This window comes from Streptomyces sp. AA4 (assembly GCF_000158875.1).
GTDB lineage: Bacteria > Actinomycetota > Actinomycetes > Mycobacteriales > Pseudonocardiaceae > Amycolatopsis.
This window is the reverse complement of record NZ_GG657746.1, coordinates 3,357,217-3,374,468: the sequence shown is the minus strand read 5'-3', so window position 1 is coordinate 3,374,468 and position 17,252 is coordinate 3,357,217. Positions and strand designations below refer to the sequence as shown.

At 69.4% G+C, this 17,252-nt stretch carries 12 protein-coding genes; 7 read left to right on the top strand and 5 right to left on the bottom strand.

The features are described from left to right. Nucleotides 1-73: 73 nt before the first annotated feature. Complete coding sequence (locus SSMG_RS15785) at nt 74-1,363, bottom strand: serine hydrolase (protein ID WP_199785915.1); 1,290 nt, start codon at nt 1,361-1,363, stop codon at nt 74-76. Between the two features lie 926 nt (nt 1,364-2,289). Continuing rightward, nucleotides 2,290-3,501, bottom strand: coding sequence for an MFS transporter (locus SSMG_RS15780; protein ID WP_037717257.1), 1,212 nt, complete (start codon nt 3,499-3,501; stop codon nt 2,290-2,292). A 730-nt stretch (nt 3,502-4,231) separates the two neighbouring features. On the opposite strand from SSMG_RS15780, the gene SSMG_RS15775 reads away from it, so the two are divergent. The 3 genes from SSMG_RS15775 to SSMG_RS15765 all read left to right on the top strand — a co-directional run bounded on the left by SSMG_RS15775 (nt 4,232) and on the right by SSMG_RS15765 (nt 9,458). Next, nucleotides 4,232-5,650 (top strand): FAD-dependent monooxygenase, encoded by a 1,419-nt coding sequence (locus tag SSMG_RS15775; RefSeq protein WP_009077401.1) that lies wholly within the window; start codon nt 4,232-4,234, stop codon nt 5,648-5,650. A gap of 471 nt (nt 5,651-6,121) precedes the next feature. Then, complete coding sequence (locus SSMG_RS15770) at nt 6,122-7,099, top strand: helix-turn-helix transcriptional regulator (protein ID WP_009077398.1); 978 nt, start codon at nt 6,122-6,124, stop codon at nt 7,097-7,099. 118 nt (nt 7,100-7,217) lie between these two features. Then, nucleotides 7,218-9,458, top strand: a complete 2,241-nt coding sequence (locus SSMG_RS15765) for a protein kinase (protein WP_009077397.1) — start codon at nt 7,218-7,220, stop codon at nt 9,456-9,458. A gap of 13 nt (nt 9,459-9,471) precedes the next feature. Here the strand turns inward: SSMG_RS15765 and SSMG_RS15760 are convergent, their stop codons facing one another. Continuing rightward, the gene (locus tag SSMG_RS15760) at nt 9,472-10,467 is read right to left on the bottom strand and encodes an amidohydrolase family protein (RefSeq protein WP_009077396.1); all 996 of its coding nucleotides are present in this window, start codon (nt 10,465-10,467) and stop codon (nt 9,472-9,474) included. A 106-nt stretch (nt 10,468-10,573) separates the two neighbouring features. Between SSMG_RS15760 and SSMG_RS15755 the strand changes: the two genes are divergently transcribed. Together SSMG_RS15755 and SSMG_RS15750 are read left to right on the top strand one after the other, a co-directional pair. Further along, the gene (locus SSMG_RS15755) at nt 10,574-11,458 is read left to right on the top strand and encodes a LysR family transcriptional regulator (protein WP_009077394.1); all 885 of its coding nucleotides are present in this window, start codon (nt 10,574-10,576) and stop codon (nt 11,456-11,458) included. Between the two features lie 760 nt (nt 11,459-12,218). Further along, nucleotides 12,219-13,097 carry an aminoglycoside phosphotransferase family protein gene (locus SSMG_RS15750; protein WP_009077391.1) on the top strand — a complete coding sequence of 293 codons (879 nt, stop codon included), beginning with the start codon at nt 12,219-12,221 and terminating at the stop codon, nt 13,095-13,097. Between the two features lie 32 nt (nt 13,098-13,129). Here the strand turns inward: SSMG_RS15750 and SSMG_RS15745 are convergent, their stop codons facing one another. Further along, complete coding sequence (locus SSMG_RS15745) at nt 13,130-13,543, bottom strand: neocarzinostatin apoprotein domain-containing protein (RefSeq protein ID WP_009077389.1); 414 nt, start codon at nt 13,541-13,543, stop codon at nt 13,130-13,132. A gap of 321 nt (nt 13,544-13,864) precedes the next feature. Between SSMG_RS15745 and SSMG_RS15740 the strand changes: the two genes are divergently transcribed. Both SSMG_RS15740 and SSMG_RS15735 read left to right on the top strand, forming a co-directional pair. Beyond that, a complete protein-coding gene (locus SSMG_RS15740; RefSeq protein ID WP_009077386.1) occupies nt 13,865-14,623 on the top strand; it encodes a hypothetical protein in 759 nt (252 codons plus the stop codon). A 286-nt stretch (nt 14,624-14,909) separates the two neighbouring features. Beyond that, nucleotides 14,910-16,427, top strand: a complete 1,518-nt coding sequence (locus SSMG_RS15735; RefSeq protein ID WP_009077384.1) for an amino acid permease — start codon at nt 14,910-14,912, stop codon at nt 16,425-16,427. A gap of 3 nt (nt 16,428-16,430) precedes the next feature. On the opposite strand, the gene SSMG_RS15730 is transcribed toward SSMG_RS15735, so the two are convergent. Beyond that, complete coding sequence (locus SSMG_RS15730) at nt 16,431-17,237, bottom strand: M15 family metallopeptidase (RefSeq protein WP_037713803.1); 807 nt, start codon at nt 17,235-17,237, stop codon at nt 16,431-16,433. Between the last annotated feature and the right edge of the window lie 15 nt (nt 17,238-17,252).

Here is a 17,252-nt window from a genome sequence, read left to right as displayed (position 1 = left end):
TTTCGCTACCTTCCGGGCACACCAAGGGATCCCGCCTGGCGCGGGTGGGGACAGGGAGTTCTCGGCGGCGGGCTCAGCACCGCCGCGCGAGCCGGCCGCCGATTTCGACGGCGGCCGCCGCGCCGGGTTCGCCGCGGAACCGGCCGCACGGCGTGGCGCGGCCGGTCGCCGGATCGCGCACGGTGAACGTGCCGTCGGCGTACCGGGTCAGCTCGGGGAAGACGTCGCCGTCCACGTCGAGGCACGCGCCGCCGGCCGCGTCCGGCCGGATCGTGTATTCGAGGGAGCCGTTGCGATAACTGCCGAAATCGCCGTCCGGCACGGGAATCGGGCAGGATTTCGCAACCTGGACGCGGGTCGGCGGGAGGCCGAGTTCCGGCAGTTCCTCGACCAGGTCGTGCCAGAGGTCGGCGCCGCCCGCCCCGTTGGCGGTGAGGGCGAGCACGCACGCGCCGGCCTGGTCGATCCGCAGGTGGCACGACGTGCCGTCGGCCGTTCCGTCGTGGCCGAGCCAGCGGAATTCCTCGTCGCCGAAACAGGCCAGCCCGAGCCCCCAGCCGGCGGCGAGGCCGAACGGTTCCGCCCCCGCCACCGGCCGGTGCAGGTCGCTCGCGGTGACGACGTCGAGCAGCCCCGGCTTGCCGAGGTGCACCTGCCCGAACACGACCAGGTCCCCGGCGCTCAGCGCGAGCGCGCCCGCCGGGTCCAGCATCGGCGGCAGCACCTGCTCGAGCGGACGCACGCCGTCGCGCGCGTGCCCGGCCGCGACTCCCGGGCTGTCGACGTAAACCGGCTCGATCTCCAAGGGCCGCAACAGGATCGACTCGACCGCCTCGCGCCAGCGCATCCCGGTGACCTCTTCGATCAGCAGGCCGACCAGCGCGTAGCCGAGGTTGGAATAGGAGAACGCGGCGCCCGGCTCGCAGACGGACTCCGCGGCCCGCACCTCTTTCCGGCACGACCCGGCGGCGTCGGCGGGGTCCGACGGCAGGCCGCTGGTGTGGCTCAGCAGCCGGCGCAGGGTCAGCGCGGCGGAAAGCCCGCTGTCGCCCAGAATCCCGCCCACCGGCTCGTCCAGTTCGAGGTCGCCGTCGGCGACGAGCATCATCGCCAGCGTCGCGGTCGCCGCCTTGGTGACCGACCCGATCGGCACCCGCGAGTCGCGCCGCATCGGCCTTCCGCCGCCCTCGGCGCCGGTCTGGACCATTACGGTCTCGCCGCCGGACCAGAGCGCGACCTGCGCTCCCGGCACCCGGTGCCGGACGGCCAGCCGCGGGAGCAGGGCGGCCAGCCGGTCCGCATTGCCGGCCCCAGGCGCCGGGCGCGGTCTCGGGACGGCGAAACTTTCTTTCCGGGAGTGCATGACCATGCCTTTCGAATACTCGTAGGAGCCGCCCGGGGAATTGCCCCCTGCCCGCGCGGCAGTAGCCCCAGCAGAGCGCGAGCGTCATCGAGACCGGACCCGCGCCGGAATCCTTACCCTGCCTAGCTCGGTTGCACTCCAGCAACCGCCAAACGAAGGACTCCCGCTAACGCCGGTTCGCACCCAGCGTCACACATTGCCGAGAGCATTCTAAAATATGAACAACGGACTCACACCTCGAGGCGACACACAGATAAGCGGAAGGCCCGCCTTCGCATTCGGCCGACGCCCCGGCCGCGCCCCGCACCGTTTCCCGCTGCTCCGACCAGCGTAAACCCGCCATTCTCCGCCGCGCCGGATTCATGATCGCCACTTCCGAATTAGTGCCAACAGCGGCCGCCGTTCCCCCGGCCGCAGCAAGCCCGCCACCCTGGACCGGACTTCCGCGGCTTCCCGGAAAACGATCACCTTCCGCCGCGCCCGAAACACTTCCGGACAGCTGGCGGGACAAGTCGATCTCGCAGAATCGGGTATTCGCTCCGCTAAACCTCCCCCGATCACCGGAAAATTCCGCCGCATACCCGTCGCGCGGAATTCGCCGAGCCTCGGACGACCACACGAATGGCGCGCGACGGCAGTAGCCCTTACCGCTGCGCAACTCGCTCTCTCGCCCGCCCCGGGCGAAGGTCGATTCCTTCCTGCGCACCTCCGCCCGCAGTGTCGCCGCGGCCAGCGGAAACGTTGCGGCTTCTCCGCGACCATTAGCCGAACAGCGGAACCGCCTTCCCGAACGGCGCGGAGGAAATGGAGCGTTATCGACATCCTGCCAATAAGATGCATATTCCGCAGTGTCTCCCGTCGCGCGGCTCGATAAAGGGAACCATACGGTCGATTGCCCACGAATCGACCATTCGTCCGTCTGTCCACTAAGGACGGTCCGAGCGCATCGCCGAAAGGAGCACCGGCAGCGCCGCGGCCAGCGCGACCCCGCGCACCGCACCGGCCACCGGATACGCCGCGCGGACGCCGAGCACGTCCGCGACCAGCCCGCCGGCCAACGAGCCCAGCGGCATCAATCCCCAGCCCAGCATCCGGTAGACACTGTGCACCCGCCCGCGCAGTTCCGCCGGCACCGCCTGCTGGCGCAAGCTCACCGTGACCACGCTCCAGAGCGTGGTGGCGAACCCGTTCATTCCCAGCAGAATCCCCAGAACACCCGCGTTCGGACTGGCGCCGATGAGCACGAAGATCACCACATTGCCGAGCAACGCGGTCACCAACGCCCGCAGCGCACCGATCTTCGCCACGACCCGCCCGTTGACCATCCCTCCGGCCACACTGCCGAGGGCGGCCCCCGCGAGCAGCACGCCGTAACCGCGGTCGCTGACGTGCAGAGTTTGCGTCGCGAGCAGCACGACGGTGACGTTGCCGAGCTGACAGCAGAACGTGTTGACCGCCAGCAGCGCGGCCAACGTCCGCAACAGCCGATGCCGCCCGAGCCAGCGCACCCCCTCCGCGACCGCGACCCGAACCGGCGGCTGCACACCCCGCGGCACCGGACGCCGAGGCAAGGTCGCGAGCAGCACGGCGGACACCACGAACGAGGCCGCGTCCACCCCGAACGGCAACGCCGCCGCGCCCGCGAACAGCAGACTGCCGACCGGCGGCCCGACGAACAACTGCCCGGCATTGGCGATCGCGTACTGGCTGCCGTTGGCCCGATGCAACTGCGCCTCGGAAACGAGGTCCGGCAAGACCGCGAGCGACGCGCTGGCGAACACGACTTCGCACGCACCGAGGCCGAACCCCATGACCGCCAGCCCCGCCACGTCGATCCGGCCCACCCCGATCAGCACCGCCACCACCGCGACGATCGCCGCCTGCAGAGCCTGCGACCGCCAGAGAAGACCGACCCGCTCCCGCCGGTCCACGAGCGCACCCGCGGGCAGGGAGAGCAGCAGCCAGGGCAGGTAGGTCGCCGCCGAGACGACCGACACCAGGACCGGATCGCGGGTGAGCGTGACCGTCAACAGCGGTACGGCCGCCGCGAAGACCCCGTCGCCGACGTTGTCCACCGCCGAGGCCCACCACAACCGCCAGTACGCGGCCGGGAGCTTGGTCTTGTCGCGTTGGTTCATGCCCGGGAGCTTTGCCGGGTCGAACATATGTTCGCTATGATGTAGAGTGGAGCTACATCGAAGACTTCGCCTTGTGGTGGTCGCGTATTCCGCTTGCCGCACGATCGCGGGTGCCGCAGACTTGCCCGGCCGATGCGAAGTCCTGCGCGAACCCAACCTCAGCCCGACGCGGGTGCGCCGGGGCGCGCCTGCCGACGTGGGCTCCCGACGCCCGGCCGCACCGCCGCGGGACGGCAGCCGGGCGTGCTGGACGCATGGTGGCTGGTCGGACCGCTGCTGGCGTCACGCCAATCAGGCGAACCGCGGCGCGACTCAGGCACCCGGCGCGTCGCCGAAGCACGCCCCGGGCAAGGCGAGCACCACGCGGACGGGCGGCAGCGACCGGACCGGCGGCGACCGGGACCGGACTCGCCACGCCCCAGGCAACCCCGGTGCAGCGATGCCCCGCCGAACGCGCCAGTCCTGAGCGAACGGACCCCCCGTGAACGACGTCATCACCACCGGATCCGACCCCACCGGCACCACACTCGCCACCGAACGCGCGAGGCTTCACCGAACGGACGCCCCGTGAACGAGGTCATCATCACCGGATCCGACCCGACCAGCACCACACTCGCCGCCGAACCCACCCAGCCCCACCGAACCGACGCCCCATGACCGACCTCATCATCCCCGGGTCCGGCCCGACGCTCGCGCCGGAACACGCGAAGCCTGAACGAACGGACGCCCCATGACCGACGTCATCATCGCCGGATCCGGTCCCACCGGCGCCACACTCGCCGCCGAGCTGCGGCTCCACGGCGTCCAGGTCCTCGTGCTGGAAAGGGAAACCGAGCCGGTCCCGCTGGCGCGCATCGTCAGCGTGCACGTCCGCAGCCTCGAACAATTCGCGATGCGCGGACTGCTGGAGCAACTCCTCCGGCACGGACGCCAACGTCCGGTAGGCGGCGTCTTCGCGGGCATCCCCAAACCCCCGCCCAAGGACCTCGAAAACGCGTACCTGCTGGGCATTCCGCAGCCAGTCGTCGTCCGTCTGCTTGAAGACCACGCGGTCACACTGGGCGCGGAGGTCCGGCACGGGTGCGCAGTCGCCGGTTTCGAGCAGGACGAGGACGGAGTGACCGTCGAACTCACCGACGGCCAACGGTTGCGAACGAAGTACCTGGTCGGCTGCGACGGCGCGCGCAGCACAGTCCGCAAACTCCTCGGCGTCGGCTTCCCCGGAGAGCCCTCTCGAACCGAAACCCTCATGGGCGAGATGGCCGCGAGCGCGTCGCAGGAAGAAATCGCCGCCAAAGTGGCCGAAGTCCGCCAGGCCAACAACCGCTTCCAGCTGGGGCCCGTCGAAGAAGGTGTCTACCGCGTGGTTCTCCCCGCCGCGGGACTCAGCACCGAACCGCCCGTCCTCGCAGACTTCCAAGAACGACTCCGCGCCCTCGCCGGAACCGACTTCGGCGTGCACTCCCCGCGCTGGCTCTCCCGCTTCGGCGACGCCACCCGGCTGGCCGACCGCTACCGGGTCGACCGGGTCCTGCTCGCCGGCGACGCCGCGCACATCCACCCGCCCACCGGCGGCCAGGGTCTCAACCTGGGCGTGCAAGACGCGTTCAACCTCGGCTGGAAGCTCGCCGCGCAGGTCCGCGGCTGGGCCCCGGACCCCCTGCTGGACACCTACGAATCCGAACGCCGCCCGGTCGCCGCCGACGTCCTCGACAACACCCGCGCCCAAATGGAACTGTCGTCTCCCGAAGCAGGCCCGCGGGCGGTGCGCGCATTGCTCGCCGAACTGATGGACATCGACGAGGTCAACCGCCGCCTGATCGGGAAAATCACCGCGATCGACCTCCGCTACCCCTTCGGCGAGGGCCCGGCCTTGCTCGGCCGCCGCCTCCCCGACCTAGATCTGCGGCAAGGCCGCCTCTACGCCCGCCTGCACCACGGCCGCGGCCTGGTGCTGGACCGCACCGAACGGCTGAACGTCAAAGGCTGGGCCGACCGCGTCGACCTCCTCCCGGACTCGGCCGCGGCCCTGGACGCTCCCGCCCTCCTGCTCCGCCCCGACGGCTACGTCGCCTGGATCGGCGAGGACCAGCAGGAGCTGAACCACCAGCTCGCCCGCTGGTTCGGCCAGCCTGCCGACGCGGGCTGAGCGCTGCCTACCGAACGCCTCGGCCCGGAAGACCTCACCCCGGTTCCTTTCCTGGCCAACGGCTGCCTCGGCGAGCCCGCCCACAACCGCCGCGTCGTGCACTGCAAACGCATCCCGGGCCGATGGGAGCCAGCAACCCTCAGCCACCGCATCTCCCTGGCTCGGCACTCCGACCGCATGCCAACGAGCGCATTAACTGCCATCCCTCGAAGGCCAGCGAAAGATCTCAACCACCATCGCCAGACCCGGCAAACCTCCGAACCAACGAGAACCGGCAGGACCTCGACCTCCGCGCTTGCCCACGAAGACGAGCAAAGATCTCACCCCCGGCCTGACGGCAACCATCACAACCGCCGCCTCCGGAAGCCCCGGCACCCCAAGACACCCCGGCACCGCCGAAGACCAGCGTCCTCACCCTCGTCCCGCAATGCTTCCCCCCGGAACACCCGTCCTCTGCCGCATAATCGCCACGTGGCGCTGACCCTCCACCTCACCACCAGCGACCTGGCCGGAACCAGGCTCGCCGTCTCGCCGCTGTCCGAAACCGTCTCCGGGCTGCAGACCCTGGCGGGGTGCTGGGGCTCGCGCCACAGCCGCTGGACCCGGTGGGCCGCCGACGAACTCGCCGTGCGGCCGCTGGACCTGCGGCGGACCTGGCCGCTGCTCGTCACCGGCCGCGCCAGCTGGCCGCAGTTTCTGCTGCCTGCCCCGGCCCGGGCGGCGAGCACGATCGACGAGGCGCTCGCCGCGTTGTGCCGGACCACCGCGGGGCAGGTCCGCGGAAGCCTGCGCGGCGTGTTCGGCGACCACCTGCCCGCTTCGGTCCGGGGACTCGCCGACGATCCCGTATCCGGACTCCGCGAAATCGCCGCCGAGCTGCGCGAGGCGCACGACCGGCTGATCGCACCGCATTGGTCCCGGCTGCGCGACGTCCTCGACGCGGACATCGCTTACCGCGCCAAGCAATGGGCCGACGGCGGCGCGGGCCACCTCTTCACCGATCTGCACGCCGGGCTGCACTGGCACGACGGCCGCCTCACCCTGGACGGCGACCGCCGTCCCTCGCCCGGCCGTCCCGCCGGCGGCCTGGTCCTCTCCCCCGTCGTGCTCGGCCCGCCGTGGGTGATGATCAAACTGCACACCACCACCCAGACCACGATCCGCTACCCGGCCCGGGGCAGCGGTGCACTGTGGACAGCCGTGAACGCCCGTCCGGGCGAACCCGCGGTCCGGCTACTGGGCCGACGTCGCGCCGAACTGCTCGAGAAACTGCGCTCCCCCGCCACGACCACCGGCCTCGCCGAAAGCCTGCACGTCTCGCCGAGTGCGGTGTCGCAACACCTGCGGGTCCTGCGCGACAGCGGGTTGGTCGCCGGTCGACGGTCCGGCCGTGAGGTTCTGTACCGCACCACCGAGCAAGGAATCCGGCTGCTCAGCCCCGCCGACTGACCGCCGGGCCGGTCCCTCGACCGAGCCACAACTGTGACAATTCCACCCCGGATGCCACATTTCCGGAGTACGATCTCGCCGACCGCGACCGGCCTCGCGGAGAGGGGAAGCGGCGGGGATGAGCGACTGGCGGGTGCCCGGGTACACGGAGGTCGACGTGCTCGGCGTCGGCGGCTTCGGGCGCGTCGTGCTGGCCAAGCACCAGCAATCCGGCCGGATGGTGGCCATCAAGTACCTCCTCGCGGAGTACCTGGCCGACCCGGAGATCGCCGCTGGGTTCCGGCGCGAGGCGTGGCTGCTGTCCGGCGTCCGAAGCCCGCACGTGGTGCAGTTGTTCGACTTCGTCGAGACGCCGCAGGGTGCCGCGCTGGTGATGGAGGCCGTGCCTGGCGTGTCCCTGCGCGCGCTTCTGGCGACGGAAAACGTCCTCGCCCCGGAATCCGCGCTGGCCATCCTCAAAGGATCTCTGCTCGGCCTCGCCGACGCGCACGCCGCCGGAGTCGTGCACCGCGACTACAAGCCCGGAAACGTATTGGTGTCCCGGGAAGGCCAGTCGAAACTGGTCGACTTCGGACTGGCCACTTTGGACGGACACAACGGACTGACCGCCGGGTCCCCGTCGTACATGGCGCCCGAGCAGTGGGCCGGGCAGCCGGGCCAGCCCGCCACCGACGTGTACGCCGCCACCTGCGTGTTCTACCAATGCATCACCGGACACCAGCCGTTCGAGGCGACCACCACCGACGAACTCCGTTCGCTGCACCAGACGGCCCCCGTGCCGCTCGACGCGGTGCCCGAGGAATTGCGTCCGCTGATCGCGCGCGGCATGGCCAAAGACCCGGCGTGGCGACCGTCCACAGCGGACGCTTTTGTGTCCGAATTGGAAACTGTGGCCCGCAAGGCTTACGGAAAGGACTGGGAGAAGCGCGGCTGGAAACGCCTCGCCACCTCGGCCGCCGCCCTGACCGCGCTCACCCCGTTGGCGCTCCTGGCCACCGCGGGCACTGCGGCCGCGCCGATCGGAGCCGGTGCCGGTGCCGTCGCGGCGGGCGTTCCGGCCACAGGCACCGGAGCTGGCGCAACAGCGGTGATCGTCGGCAAGGTCGCCGCGGTGCTGGTGGTCGTCGGCGCGCTGGTCACCGGCGGGATCCTGGTCTTCAACCGGCAGGACGATCCACCCGCGCCCGCGGCTCTGACCGTGGCGATCCAGACCGACTCCGGACGCGACCAAGCCTTCCCGATCACCTACAGCCTCCAGTATCCGCAAGTGTCCGGCGGACCCGACGCCGCAGTGCGGAAGCGCATCAACGAGGCGTTGCGCGCCCCGATCGACAAGCGGCTGAAAGCCATCCGCGACGCGCGCGCCTACCCGGACTGGCAGCAGCAGTTCGGCGAAAATCCCGAAACGCCCGCCGCGCGGACGACCGCCCGGATCCTGCTGCAAACGCCGAGCCTGCTTTCCGTGCGCTACGACCACGATCTCGATTCGAAAGTGCTGTGGCACACGACGTGGCGATTCCCGGAAACCACCACCGTCGACCTCGCCACCGGGAATGCGCTGGGCCCCCAGGACATGTTCCGGCCGGAAATCCTGACCGCCGCCGGAATGAAAACCCTCACCGGCCGCATCGAACCGCACACCAAGAACGGTTTCTGCCAGTCCGCCTCCCTCGACGACGAAGGCCGGAAAGTCACCATCGACGCCGCGGACCGGGTGCCCACCCGCGGCCACGTCCCGGGTGCGTCGATCGGATTCACCAAGGCCGGGGCCGAGTTCGAAATCCTGTGGTACGACCTGGGCTGCGTAACGGCAGCCGGCAAGGAAACCGTGAGCGTTCCGTACGCCGAAATCGCCGACCTGTTCCAGCCGAAGTTCTTGACAATGCTCGGCATCACCGCACCTTCGTCGGCCCCCACCTCTTCCCCGGCGGTCAGCACCACCTACACCGATCCCCGATTCGGCTTCACCACACGCGTCCCCGAGGGCTATACCGCAGCGCCCTACCGCCCGGACAACGGCGACGGAATGACGTTCACCAACCCCTCGCTCAACGCGACATTGACCGTATGGGGCACCAATTCGGGCGGCCGCACCGCCGCGGCAGCGTTGGCCGATGCAGCCGCCGAGGCGGAGGCCAAGGGCGGCCGGGTGACCTACCGCAAGGACGAAGGCGACCACTACTCGATCTCCGGCTATCAAAGCGACGGCAAGATCTTCTACGAGCGAGGTTTCTCCGGAGCCGGGTCGACCGCCGCGCTGCGCTGGGTCTATCCGCGCGAGCGCAAAGCCGAACTGGACACGCCAGTGAGCACTACCGTGGCGGCCTTCCGACCGGGCGACCTTTCCCAGCCGCACTGACCCGCGGCACGGATCAGCCGAGCCCGAGCAACGCGTCGGCATTTCCGTGGGCGATCTTTTCCTGATCCTCGCGGGAAAGATGCGAATCGGTCAGGAATGACACGGCGCCCTCATTGCCGAGCATCGGGAAATCGACGGAATGGATGATCCGGTCGGTGCCGACAGTGTCCGCGCAATACCGCAGCTGGGCTTGGCTGAACATGCCGCTCGGGGTGATGAACACGTTGTCGCGGAAGTATTCGCGGAAAGTCCGGTCGAGCCCGGTCATCCGCCGCGGCATGGACTCGTCGAGCCGGTCGAGGTAGAACGGGATGAATTCGCCCCAGTGGCCGAGGACGAACTGCAGCCCCGGGTACCGGTCGAGCACCCCCGCGAGAACCAGGTGCAGGAGGTGCACGGCCGTCTCCTGATGCCACCCCCACGCGGCGAGCCGGAAGGCCGCCGACACCGCGGGCGAGAGCCCGCCCGCGTAACTGGCCTCGCTGACTGCCACCGGCGGCGGAGCCGGATGCAGGTAGACGGGCACGGACAGGTCGCTGGCGGCGCGCAGGATGGGGTCGAAGCGAGGTTGGTCCAGGAATTCGCCGTCGGTGCGTCCCATGATCATCGTGCCGACGAAGCCCAATTCGCCGACACACCGGCGCAATTCGTCCGCCGCCGCGCCGGGAACAGCCGTCGGCAGGGTGGCGAACGCGGCGAACCGGCCGGGAAACGCCTCGACCGCGGCGGCCATCGCGTCGTTCGCCGCGGCGGTCAATCGCGGTGCAACATCTGCCGGGAGGAAGGTGTTGACCAGCGAGAGGACCTGTGTCGTGATGCCGTGCCGGTCCATGTCGGCGATCCGGGCCGCGCCCAGATCCTCCAGCAGTTCGGGATGCCGCGGGTACGGCATGCCCGTGTCCGGGTCGAACGCCGCCGCGTAGCCGGGCACGTGGTCGAGCAGGTTCGGCATGCCCGCGGCGGTCACCGCCGGGTCGGTCCAGTGTTCTTCGAGCGTGACGATCCGCATCGCTGCCCTCTTCTCGGTCGGCCTGTCCCTCCACGATGGCGCGGACGAGCGATAGGCTCAAACACTTGTTTCTGATCCACTGATCAGTGCTGCTGATAGGAGCGAGATGGAGCTGCGGCACCTGCGCTACTTCGTCGCGGTGGCCGAGGAGGGCGGGTTCAGCGCGGCCGCGGGCACGCTGCACGTCGTCCAGCCGACGTTGAGCATGCAGATCCGGGACCTGGAGCACGAACTCGGCGGGCCGCTGTTCGACCGCACCGGGCGACGGCCCCGGCTCACCCCGGCCGGCGAAGCGTTCCTGGGCGAAGCGCGGCAAGTGCTCGCTCAGGCCGAACGGGCGCGCGACACCGCGCGGTCGGCGTTGCGCGGGGAGACCGGGAGCGTCCGGATCGGCGTGGCGGGCGCCGTCGTGTTCGGCGGTCTCCTGGCCGGCCTGATCCGCGACTTCCACGAGGCGCGCCCGCTCGTCCGGATCGAGCTGCGGGAGGCCGGGCCGCGGGTTCAGCGCACGGCGATCCTCGACGGGGAACTGGACGTCGGCTTCAGCGCGCTCCCGGCCCCGGCGGACGAACCCCGGCTGGCCTCGGTCCCGGCCAGCTCGGTGTCGTTCCTGGTCGCCCTGCCCGCCGGACACCGCCTCGCCCGGCGCCGGACGCTGACCGTCGAGCAGCTTGCCGGGGAGGAACTCGTCGAGTACCTCACCGGCGACGGCGACCTCGCACCGCCAGGCTCGCCCGGCCGCGGCGAGGACCCGGCCCGCTTTCGCGCCGACAGCACACTGAGCGTGCTCGCGCTGGTCGCCGCGAAGGTGGGTCTGGCGGTAGTCCCGGCAGGCGTCGACCGGGCCGCGGTGCCGGAGGTCGTGTACCGGCCGCTGGCCGAACCCGGCCCCACGACCGACTTCCACTTGCTGCACCGCAGCGCGGAATCCGCACCGGCAGTGGCCGCCTTCATCCAGGCCTGCCGAGCTTCGGCGCAGTTTCCGGGCTGACGGATCCGCGGAATCCGGTGGACGGCCGCCGGACGGCGTGGTGTGACCTTGTCGAACGGCCCTGCCACGGGATGCCCGGTCGGGGGAATCGCCTTTGCCGACAACACATCCTGCCGGGCCCCAGTGGACGGCCGCCGGACAGCGTCACCTGATCAAAGCGAACCTCCCCGCCGCGACATGCCCGAACGAGGGAATCGCCTTTGCCGACAGTACATCCACCGTGAACCCAGCGGACCGCCGACGGACAGCCTGACCTGATGAAAGCGAACATCCCGGCCACGGGATGCCGACCAGGCGAATCGCCTTTGCCGACACGCATCCCACCGAAAATCCAGTGGACCGCCGCCGGACAGCGTCATCTGACCGAAGCCAACCTCCCCGCTGCGGCGTGCCCAACCGGGCGGATCGCCCCTTGCCGACCACGCATCCCACCGGAACCCAACGGATTGCCGCCCGACAGCGACCTGATCAAAGCGAACCTCCCCGCCGCGACATGCCCGGACGGGCGAATCGCCCTCGCCGACAACACATCCCACCGGGAACCCAGCAGACGGCCGCCGGACAGAGTGACCTGATCGAAGCCAACCTCCCCGCCGCGACATGCCCAACCGAGCGAAACGCCCTCGCCGACAACGCATCCCGCCGGAAAACCGTTGGACGGCCGCCGGACAGCATGGTCTGATCGAAGCGAACGTCCCGGCCGCGGAATGTCTGACCGAGGGAATCGCTTTTGCCGACAACACATCCGGCCAAGAATCCGGTGACCACCGAAACCTTAATCCGGCGTCTCCTGGCCGCGCAGCTCCCCGAACTGGCCGCCCTCCCGCTGGCGCTGCTCGACCCGGCTGGCTCGGACAACGTCATCTACCGGCTCGGCGACGAGTTGTCCGTGCGCCTGCCACGCGGAGAGTGGGCAGCGGGGCAGCCGGAGAAGGAAGCCCGGTGGCTCCCCCGGCTCGCGCCGCGCTTGCCGCTGGCGGTTCCCGAGCCGGTCGCGCTCGGGGTGCCGGGCGAAGGCTATCCGTGGCATTGGTCGGTGTCCCGCTGGCTGCCGGGCTCGCCCCCGGAAATCGGCGGGCTCAGCAGCCCGGACCGGAACGCGGTCGAACTGGCGCGTTTCGTCGCGGCGCTCCACCGAATTCCGGCCGACGCAACCCTCGCCGCCGGACCGCACAACGGATTCATCGGCGCCCCGCTCGCCCGCCGGGATGCCGACACCCGCGTCGCGATCGCCTCAACTGGCGACGTTTTCGACAGCGCCGCGCTCACCGCGGTCTGGGACGCCGCGCTCGCGGCACCGCCGTGGCCGCATCCGCCGGTGTGGGTGCACGGCGATCTGCACCCGGGCAACCTTTTGCTGGCCGACGGACAGGTCAGCGCGGTTCTCGACTTCGGCGGACTCGGCGTCGGCGATCCGGCGTGTGACGCGCTGATCGCGTGGACGCTCCTCCCACCCGCGGCGAGAGAGATCTTCCGCGTCGAGTCGGGGCTCGACGAGGACAGTTGGACCCGCGGGCGCGGGTACGCGTTGAGCACCGGGCTCAACGCGTACACCGCTTATGCGGCAACGAATCCCCGCGTGGCCGCGGCGACCAGGTACCAGATCTTGGCGACCCTGGCCGACTTCCAAGGAGGCTGACGCACCCCTCGGGCGGGCGAGACGCCCCACCGCTACTGGAAAGAGAGCGGCACCTTGACCAGGTCACTGTTGGTAGAGAAATCACTGCCGAGGACCGAGCATCCCCCGCTCAAGGTCTTGCAATCGTAGGCGCGATCGTCGAACGACATCTGCCGATAAACCGTGACGGTGGTCGAGATGGCGCCGTTGGCGTCCGCTGTCGGATATCCGAGGACGTAACAACTCCCGTCCTCAGTGGGGCATTCGAGCAGCAGTATCTGTTGGTTGGCGGCAAGACCCCACGCGTTGACGGTCACCGTCTGCTCGGCGGCGAGGCCGGTTGACGGCGACACGGACAACGTCCACGCCGGAGGCTGGGCCGCCGCCGCGATGGTAGAGCCGCCAAGAGTCACGACGGCGATCGCGGCGGAAATCGCACTCGTTCGCATATATCCGGATAAGTTCATTATTCCCCCTCTTCTGGAATTCGTGGCTCAGCCTGCCGTCGAGAGGAGAGACGCGTCAAGCTTCCGCCCGAGAGAAACGGCGAAGGATCGATTGTTGTCACGGACATGCAGGACGGCAGTCGAAAACTTGTCAAGCAGCCCTCCGGTGCTTCGCTATCACGCGGAGCACAATCGGAAGCACAGAGTTTCGGACGCAGATGACAATCTCGGTGGCGAGGATGCACCTTTCGTGCACCCAGCGCCCGCATCCTTGCCTTGCGAGAACTGCGCCAAGTACGGTTCGACATCTCGATGCCTCTCGCGGTGAAGGACTCAAGCTCCATGTCTCCGTCGAAACGACATGCCCTTCGGCTGTTCGCGGCCGCCATGACGCTCTCGCTGGGTACCTTTTCGTTGAGCTCCGCGTCCGCTGTCCCGGGCGAGGTCACCGCGACGGCCGACACTCCGCGCATGGATGCCGCGGCCGCGGGTTTGAAAGCGTCGTATTTCGTGCGGAATACCGTGACACGCATCGCGAAGCTGAGCTCTCAGCTGACCACCGGCGAAGGGCGTTTCGACAGCACTGTCGACGCGGTAAAGGAAACCCTGTCGGGGTCGATCACCCTGCCTCCCACCGTGAACGCGTATTTCGTGGCGTTTCGTTTCATGCCGGTGACGGGCACCGTCAGCCTGACCTCCGAGGGCGAGCAACACGGGGCATTGCTGAAGAATCCCGGCGACGCGGGCGTGGTGGCCTCCCGGCTTTTCCCGGACGGCAAGAAATACCTGTCGGTGATCGTCGATCTGACGCTCAGTCTCGGACTTCGCCTGAGCGACACCAAGGTCGACGGCAAGACGCTGGACCTGGGACCGAGTTGCACGACCGCGAGCCCGTTGACGATCAAGGTCAAAGGACTGACCGGACTGCAGAACACCGCACCGCCGACAGTGCTCACGAGCACCTTCGACATCCCCCCGTTCTCCGGATGCGGCGTGCGGGAAAATCTCGACCGGCTCCTGACCGGTCTGATCTCCGGGCCCGGCAACGAGATGAGCACCACCATCGCCGTGCGCTGCATCAGCTCTTGCCCGGAAGGCTAGTACGGCAGCCCCCGCGGGGACGGACTTCCGACGCGCCCGAACGGCGGATTCCGCCCGCCGCATGCGCCATTACCGGACAAAACCGGCACCCAGTGCTGCTCCATTCGGATGATCGACTACTCCCTCGCCCGGCATCCTCCCCCGCCCGCACCTAGCCTCGACGGACCCGGCGGCCGCACACTGTCCCCGCGTCAGCGAGGCCTGGCTCCACGGCCGGTTCCGACATCGTTGTCGGCCGGGGCGCGACCGCGGGACGGGCACGGCCGAAGGAGAGGAAGCTCGATCGATGGCTGATCGGACCACCGAGCAGGGCCACGGAAACCCGGAAAGCCCGGACGCGCCGGGCGAGGCGGCCCGAAGCGAAGCGACGCCAGGCCCGGCGACCCGAAGCACCGCAACTACCGGCGAGGCCGGCCCGGCCGAGGCGACCCGCGGCCAAGCCGGCCCAGCCACCGGCCCCAAGAAGCTCCGCTCCCGGCACATCACCATGATCGCCCTCGGCGGGATCATCGGGGCCAGCCTTTTCGTCGGCTCCGGCAACGTCGTGCGCGCCGTCGGGCCCGCGGCCGTCGTGTCCTACCTGATCGGCGGGCTGCTCGTCTTCCTCGCGATGCGGATGCTCGGCGAGATGGCCGCCGCGCGGCCGGCGATCGGGTCGTTCATGGAGTACGCCCGGGTCGGACTCGGCGAGTGGGCGGGATACCTGGTCGGCTGGCTGTACTGGTACTACTGGATCGGCGTGATCGCGTTCGAGGCGGTCGTCGGCGGGTCGGTGCTCGGCGGGTGGTTCCCGGACGTCCCGCAGTGGGCGTTTTCGGTGGTGCTGCTGCTGTTCTTCACCAGCACGAACCTGGTGTCCGCGCGGTCGTTCGGCGAGGTCGAGTACTGGCTGGCGAGCATCAAGGTCGCCGCGATCGTCGTGTTCCTCGCGGTCGGCGCGCTGTTCGCGTTCGGGCTCTGGCCGAAGGCGAGTTTCTCGATCCCGAACCTCTGGCAGCACGGCGGGTTCGCGCCGAACGGCTGGTGGCCGGTGCTCAGCGGCGTCGCGATCGTGATCTTCTCCTACTTCGGCACCGAGATCGCGGTGATGGCCGCGGCCGAATCCGAGGATCCGGCGAAGGGCGTCCGGCAGGCCGTCGTCACGGTGATCTGGCGGATCCTGCTGTTCTTCGTCGGCGGGGTGCTGCTGATCGTCACCATCGTCCCGTGGAACCAGCTGCCGAATCCCAAGCAGGAGGGGCCGTTCGCGCACGCCTTCACGTTGTTCGGGCTGCCCGGCGCGGGTCTGGTGATGAACGCGGTCGTGCTCACCGCCGCGTGTTCGGTGCTCAACTCCGGGCTCTATTCCGCCGGGCGGATGTTCTCCGCGCTCGCCGAAAAGCGGCTGGCTCCGCGCGTGGTGGCGAAGAAGAACAAGTCCGGCGTGCCGGTCCTCGCGGTGGTGGCCTGCACGGTCGGCGGGTACATCGCGGTGCTCGTCAACTTCGTCGCGCCCGACTCCGGCATCTTCGACTTCATCATGAACTCCGCGGGCCTCGTCGCGCTGTTCGTGTACTCGTTCATCGCGTTCACCCAGATGCGGATGCGGCACAAGATGACGCCGGAGGAACGCGCCGGGCTGAAGCTCAAGATGTGGCTGCACCCGTGGCTCGGGATCCTGACCGTCGCGGGCGTCGTGGCGATCGTCGTGGTCATGCTGCTGACCGACGATTCCGCGCGCACCCAGGTGTGGACGAGCATCGTGTCGCTGGCCGTGATCGCGGCGTTCTGGCCGCTGGTGCGCCGGAAGCTGCGGAAGGGCTGAGCCTCAGAACGGACGGCCGCTCAACGAACGCCGCGAGATCGGGAAGTCGAAATAGGTGTCCGGGAACGTCTCCGGCTGGAACGTGTAGTGCCACCATTCCTCGGGCAGGTTCTTGAACCCGGCCCGCTCCAGCCCGTGCAGCAGGAGCGTCCGGTTCTCCCGCTGCTTCCCGACGATCCGCGGGTCGAGCGTGTGCGCGAGGGTGTCGAAGCAGTCGAAGCCGGTGCCCATGTCGATCGAGTTGTCCGGGAAGCGGTCGGCTTTCGGGCCGTAGCACGGCGTCAGGGGCTCGCCGGGGCGGTACGGCCGCGTCGGGAGCGCGGGGAGCCGGACCAGCGTCAGGTCGACCGTGCTTCCCCGGCTGTGGCCGGATTTCGCCGCGATGTAGCCGTCGGCGAAGAGCCGGTCCTTCTCCACGCGCGGGTAGAACTCGTCCTTCATCCACAGGTCGGACAGGTTCTCGGCCCAGCGCACGAAGTTGTCGACCGCGCGCTGCGGGCGGTAGCAGTCGTAGACCTTGAGCGTGTAGCCCTGGCGCAGGAACGACAACTGCGCCTGGTGCAGCGCGACGGCGGCGGCGCGGGTCAGGATGCACATCGGCTGCCGGTAGCCGTCGACCGGCGCCCCGGTGAAGTTGTGCGGCGTGATGTACCGGATCTCCTGCACGATGGTCGGATCGACGTCGCGCAGGGCGACGAATTCGGGCGGTGCCTTCGGCTCCGGTGCGGCGGGCGCCGGCGGTGCGGCGACGAGACAGGTCAGCAGGCTCATCGCGGCGACTGCCAGGCCGCGTATCGTCTTTCCGCGCATAGCCCGTTTGCTTAC

What these genes read in the sequence shown, in the direction of transcription:
- SSMG_RS15755 (WP_009077394.1), top strand. Translation starts at nt 10,574, where the DNA reads ATGGAGCTGCGGCACCTGCGCTACTTCGTCGCGGTGGCCGAGGAGGGC.
- SSMG_RS15735 (WP_009077384.1), top strand. Translation starts at nt 14,910, where the DNA reads ATGGCTGATCGGACCACCGAGCAGGGCCACGGAAACCCGGAAAGCCCG.
- SSMG_RS15730 (WP_037713803.1), bottom strand. Translation starts at nt 17,237, where the DNA reads ATGCGCGGAAAGACGATACGCGGCCTGGCAGTCGCCGCGATGAGCCTG.
- SSMG_RS15780 (WP_037717257.1), bottom strand. Translation starts at nt 3,501, where the DNA reads ATGAACCAACGCGACAAGACCAAGCTCCCGGCCGCGTACTGGCGGTTG.
- SSMG_RS15745 (WP_009077389.1), bottom strand. Translation starts at nt 13,543, where the DNA reads ATGAACTTATCCGGATATATGCGAACGAGTGCGATTTCCGCCGCGATC.
- SSMG_RS15760 (WP_009077396.1), bottom strand. Translation starts at nt 10,467, where the DNA reads ATGCGGATCGTCACGCTCGAAGAACACTGGACCGACCCGGCGGTGACC.
- SSMG_RS15765 (WP_009077397.1), top strand. Translation starts at nt 7,218, where the DNA reads ATGAGCGACTGGCGGGTGCCCGGGTACACGGAGGTCGACGTGCTCGGC.
- SSMG_RS15740 (WP_009077386.1), top strand. Translation starts at nt 13,865, where the DNA reads ATGTCTCCGTCGAAACGACATGCCCTTCGGCTGTTCGCGGCCGCCATG.
- SSMG_RS15785 (WP_199785915.1), bottom strand. Translation starts at nt 1,363, where the DNA reads ATGCACTCCCGGAAAGAAAGTTTCGCCGTCCCGAGACCGCGCCCGGCG.
- SSMG_RS15775 (WP_009077401.1), top strand. Translation starts at nt 4,232, where the DNA reads ATGACCGACGTCATCATCGCCGGATCCGGTCCCACCGGCGCCACACTC.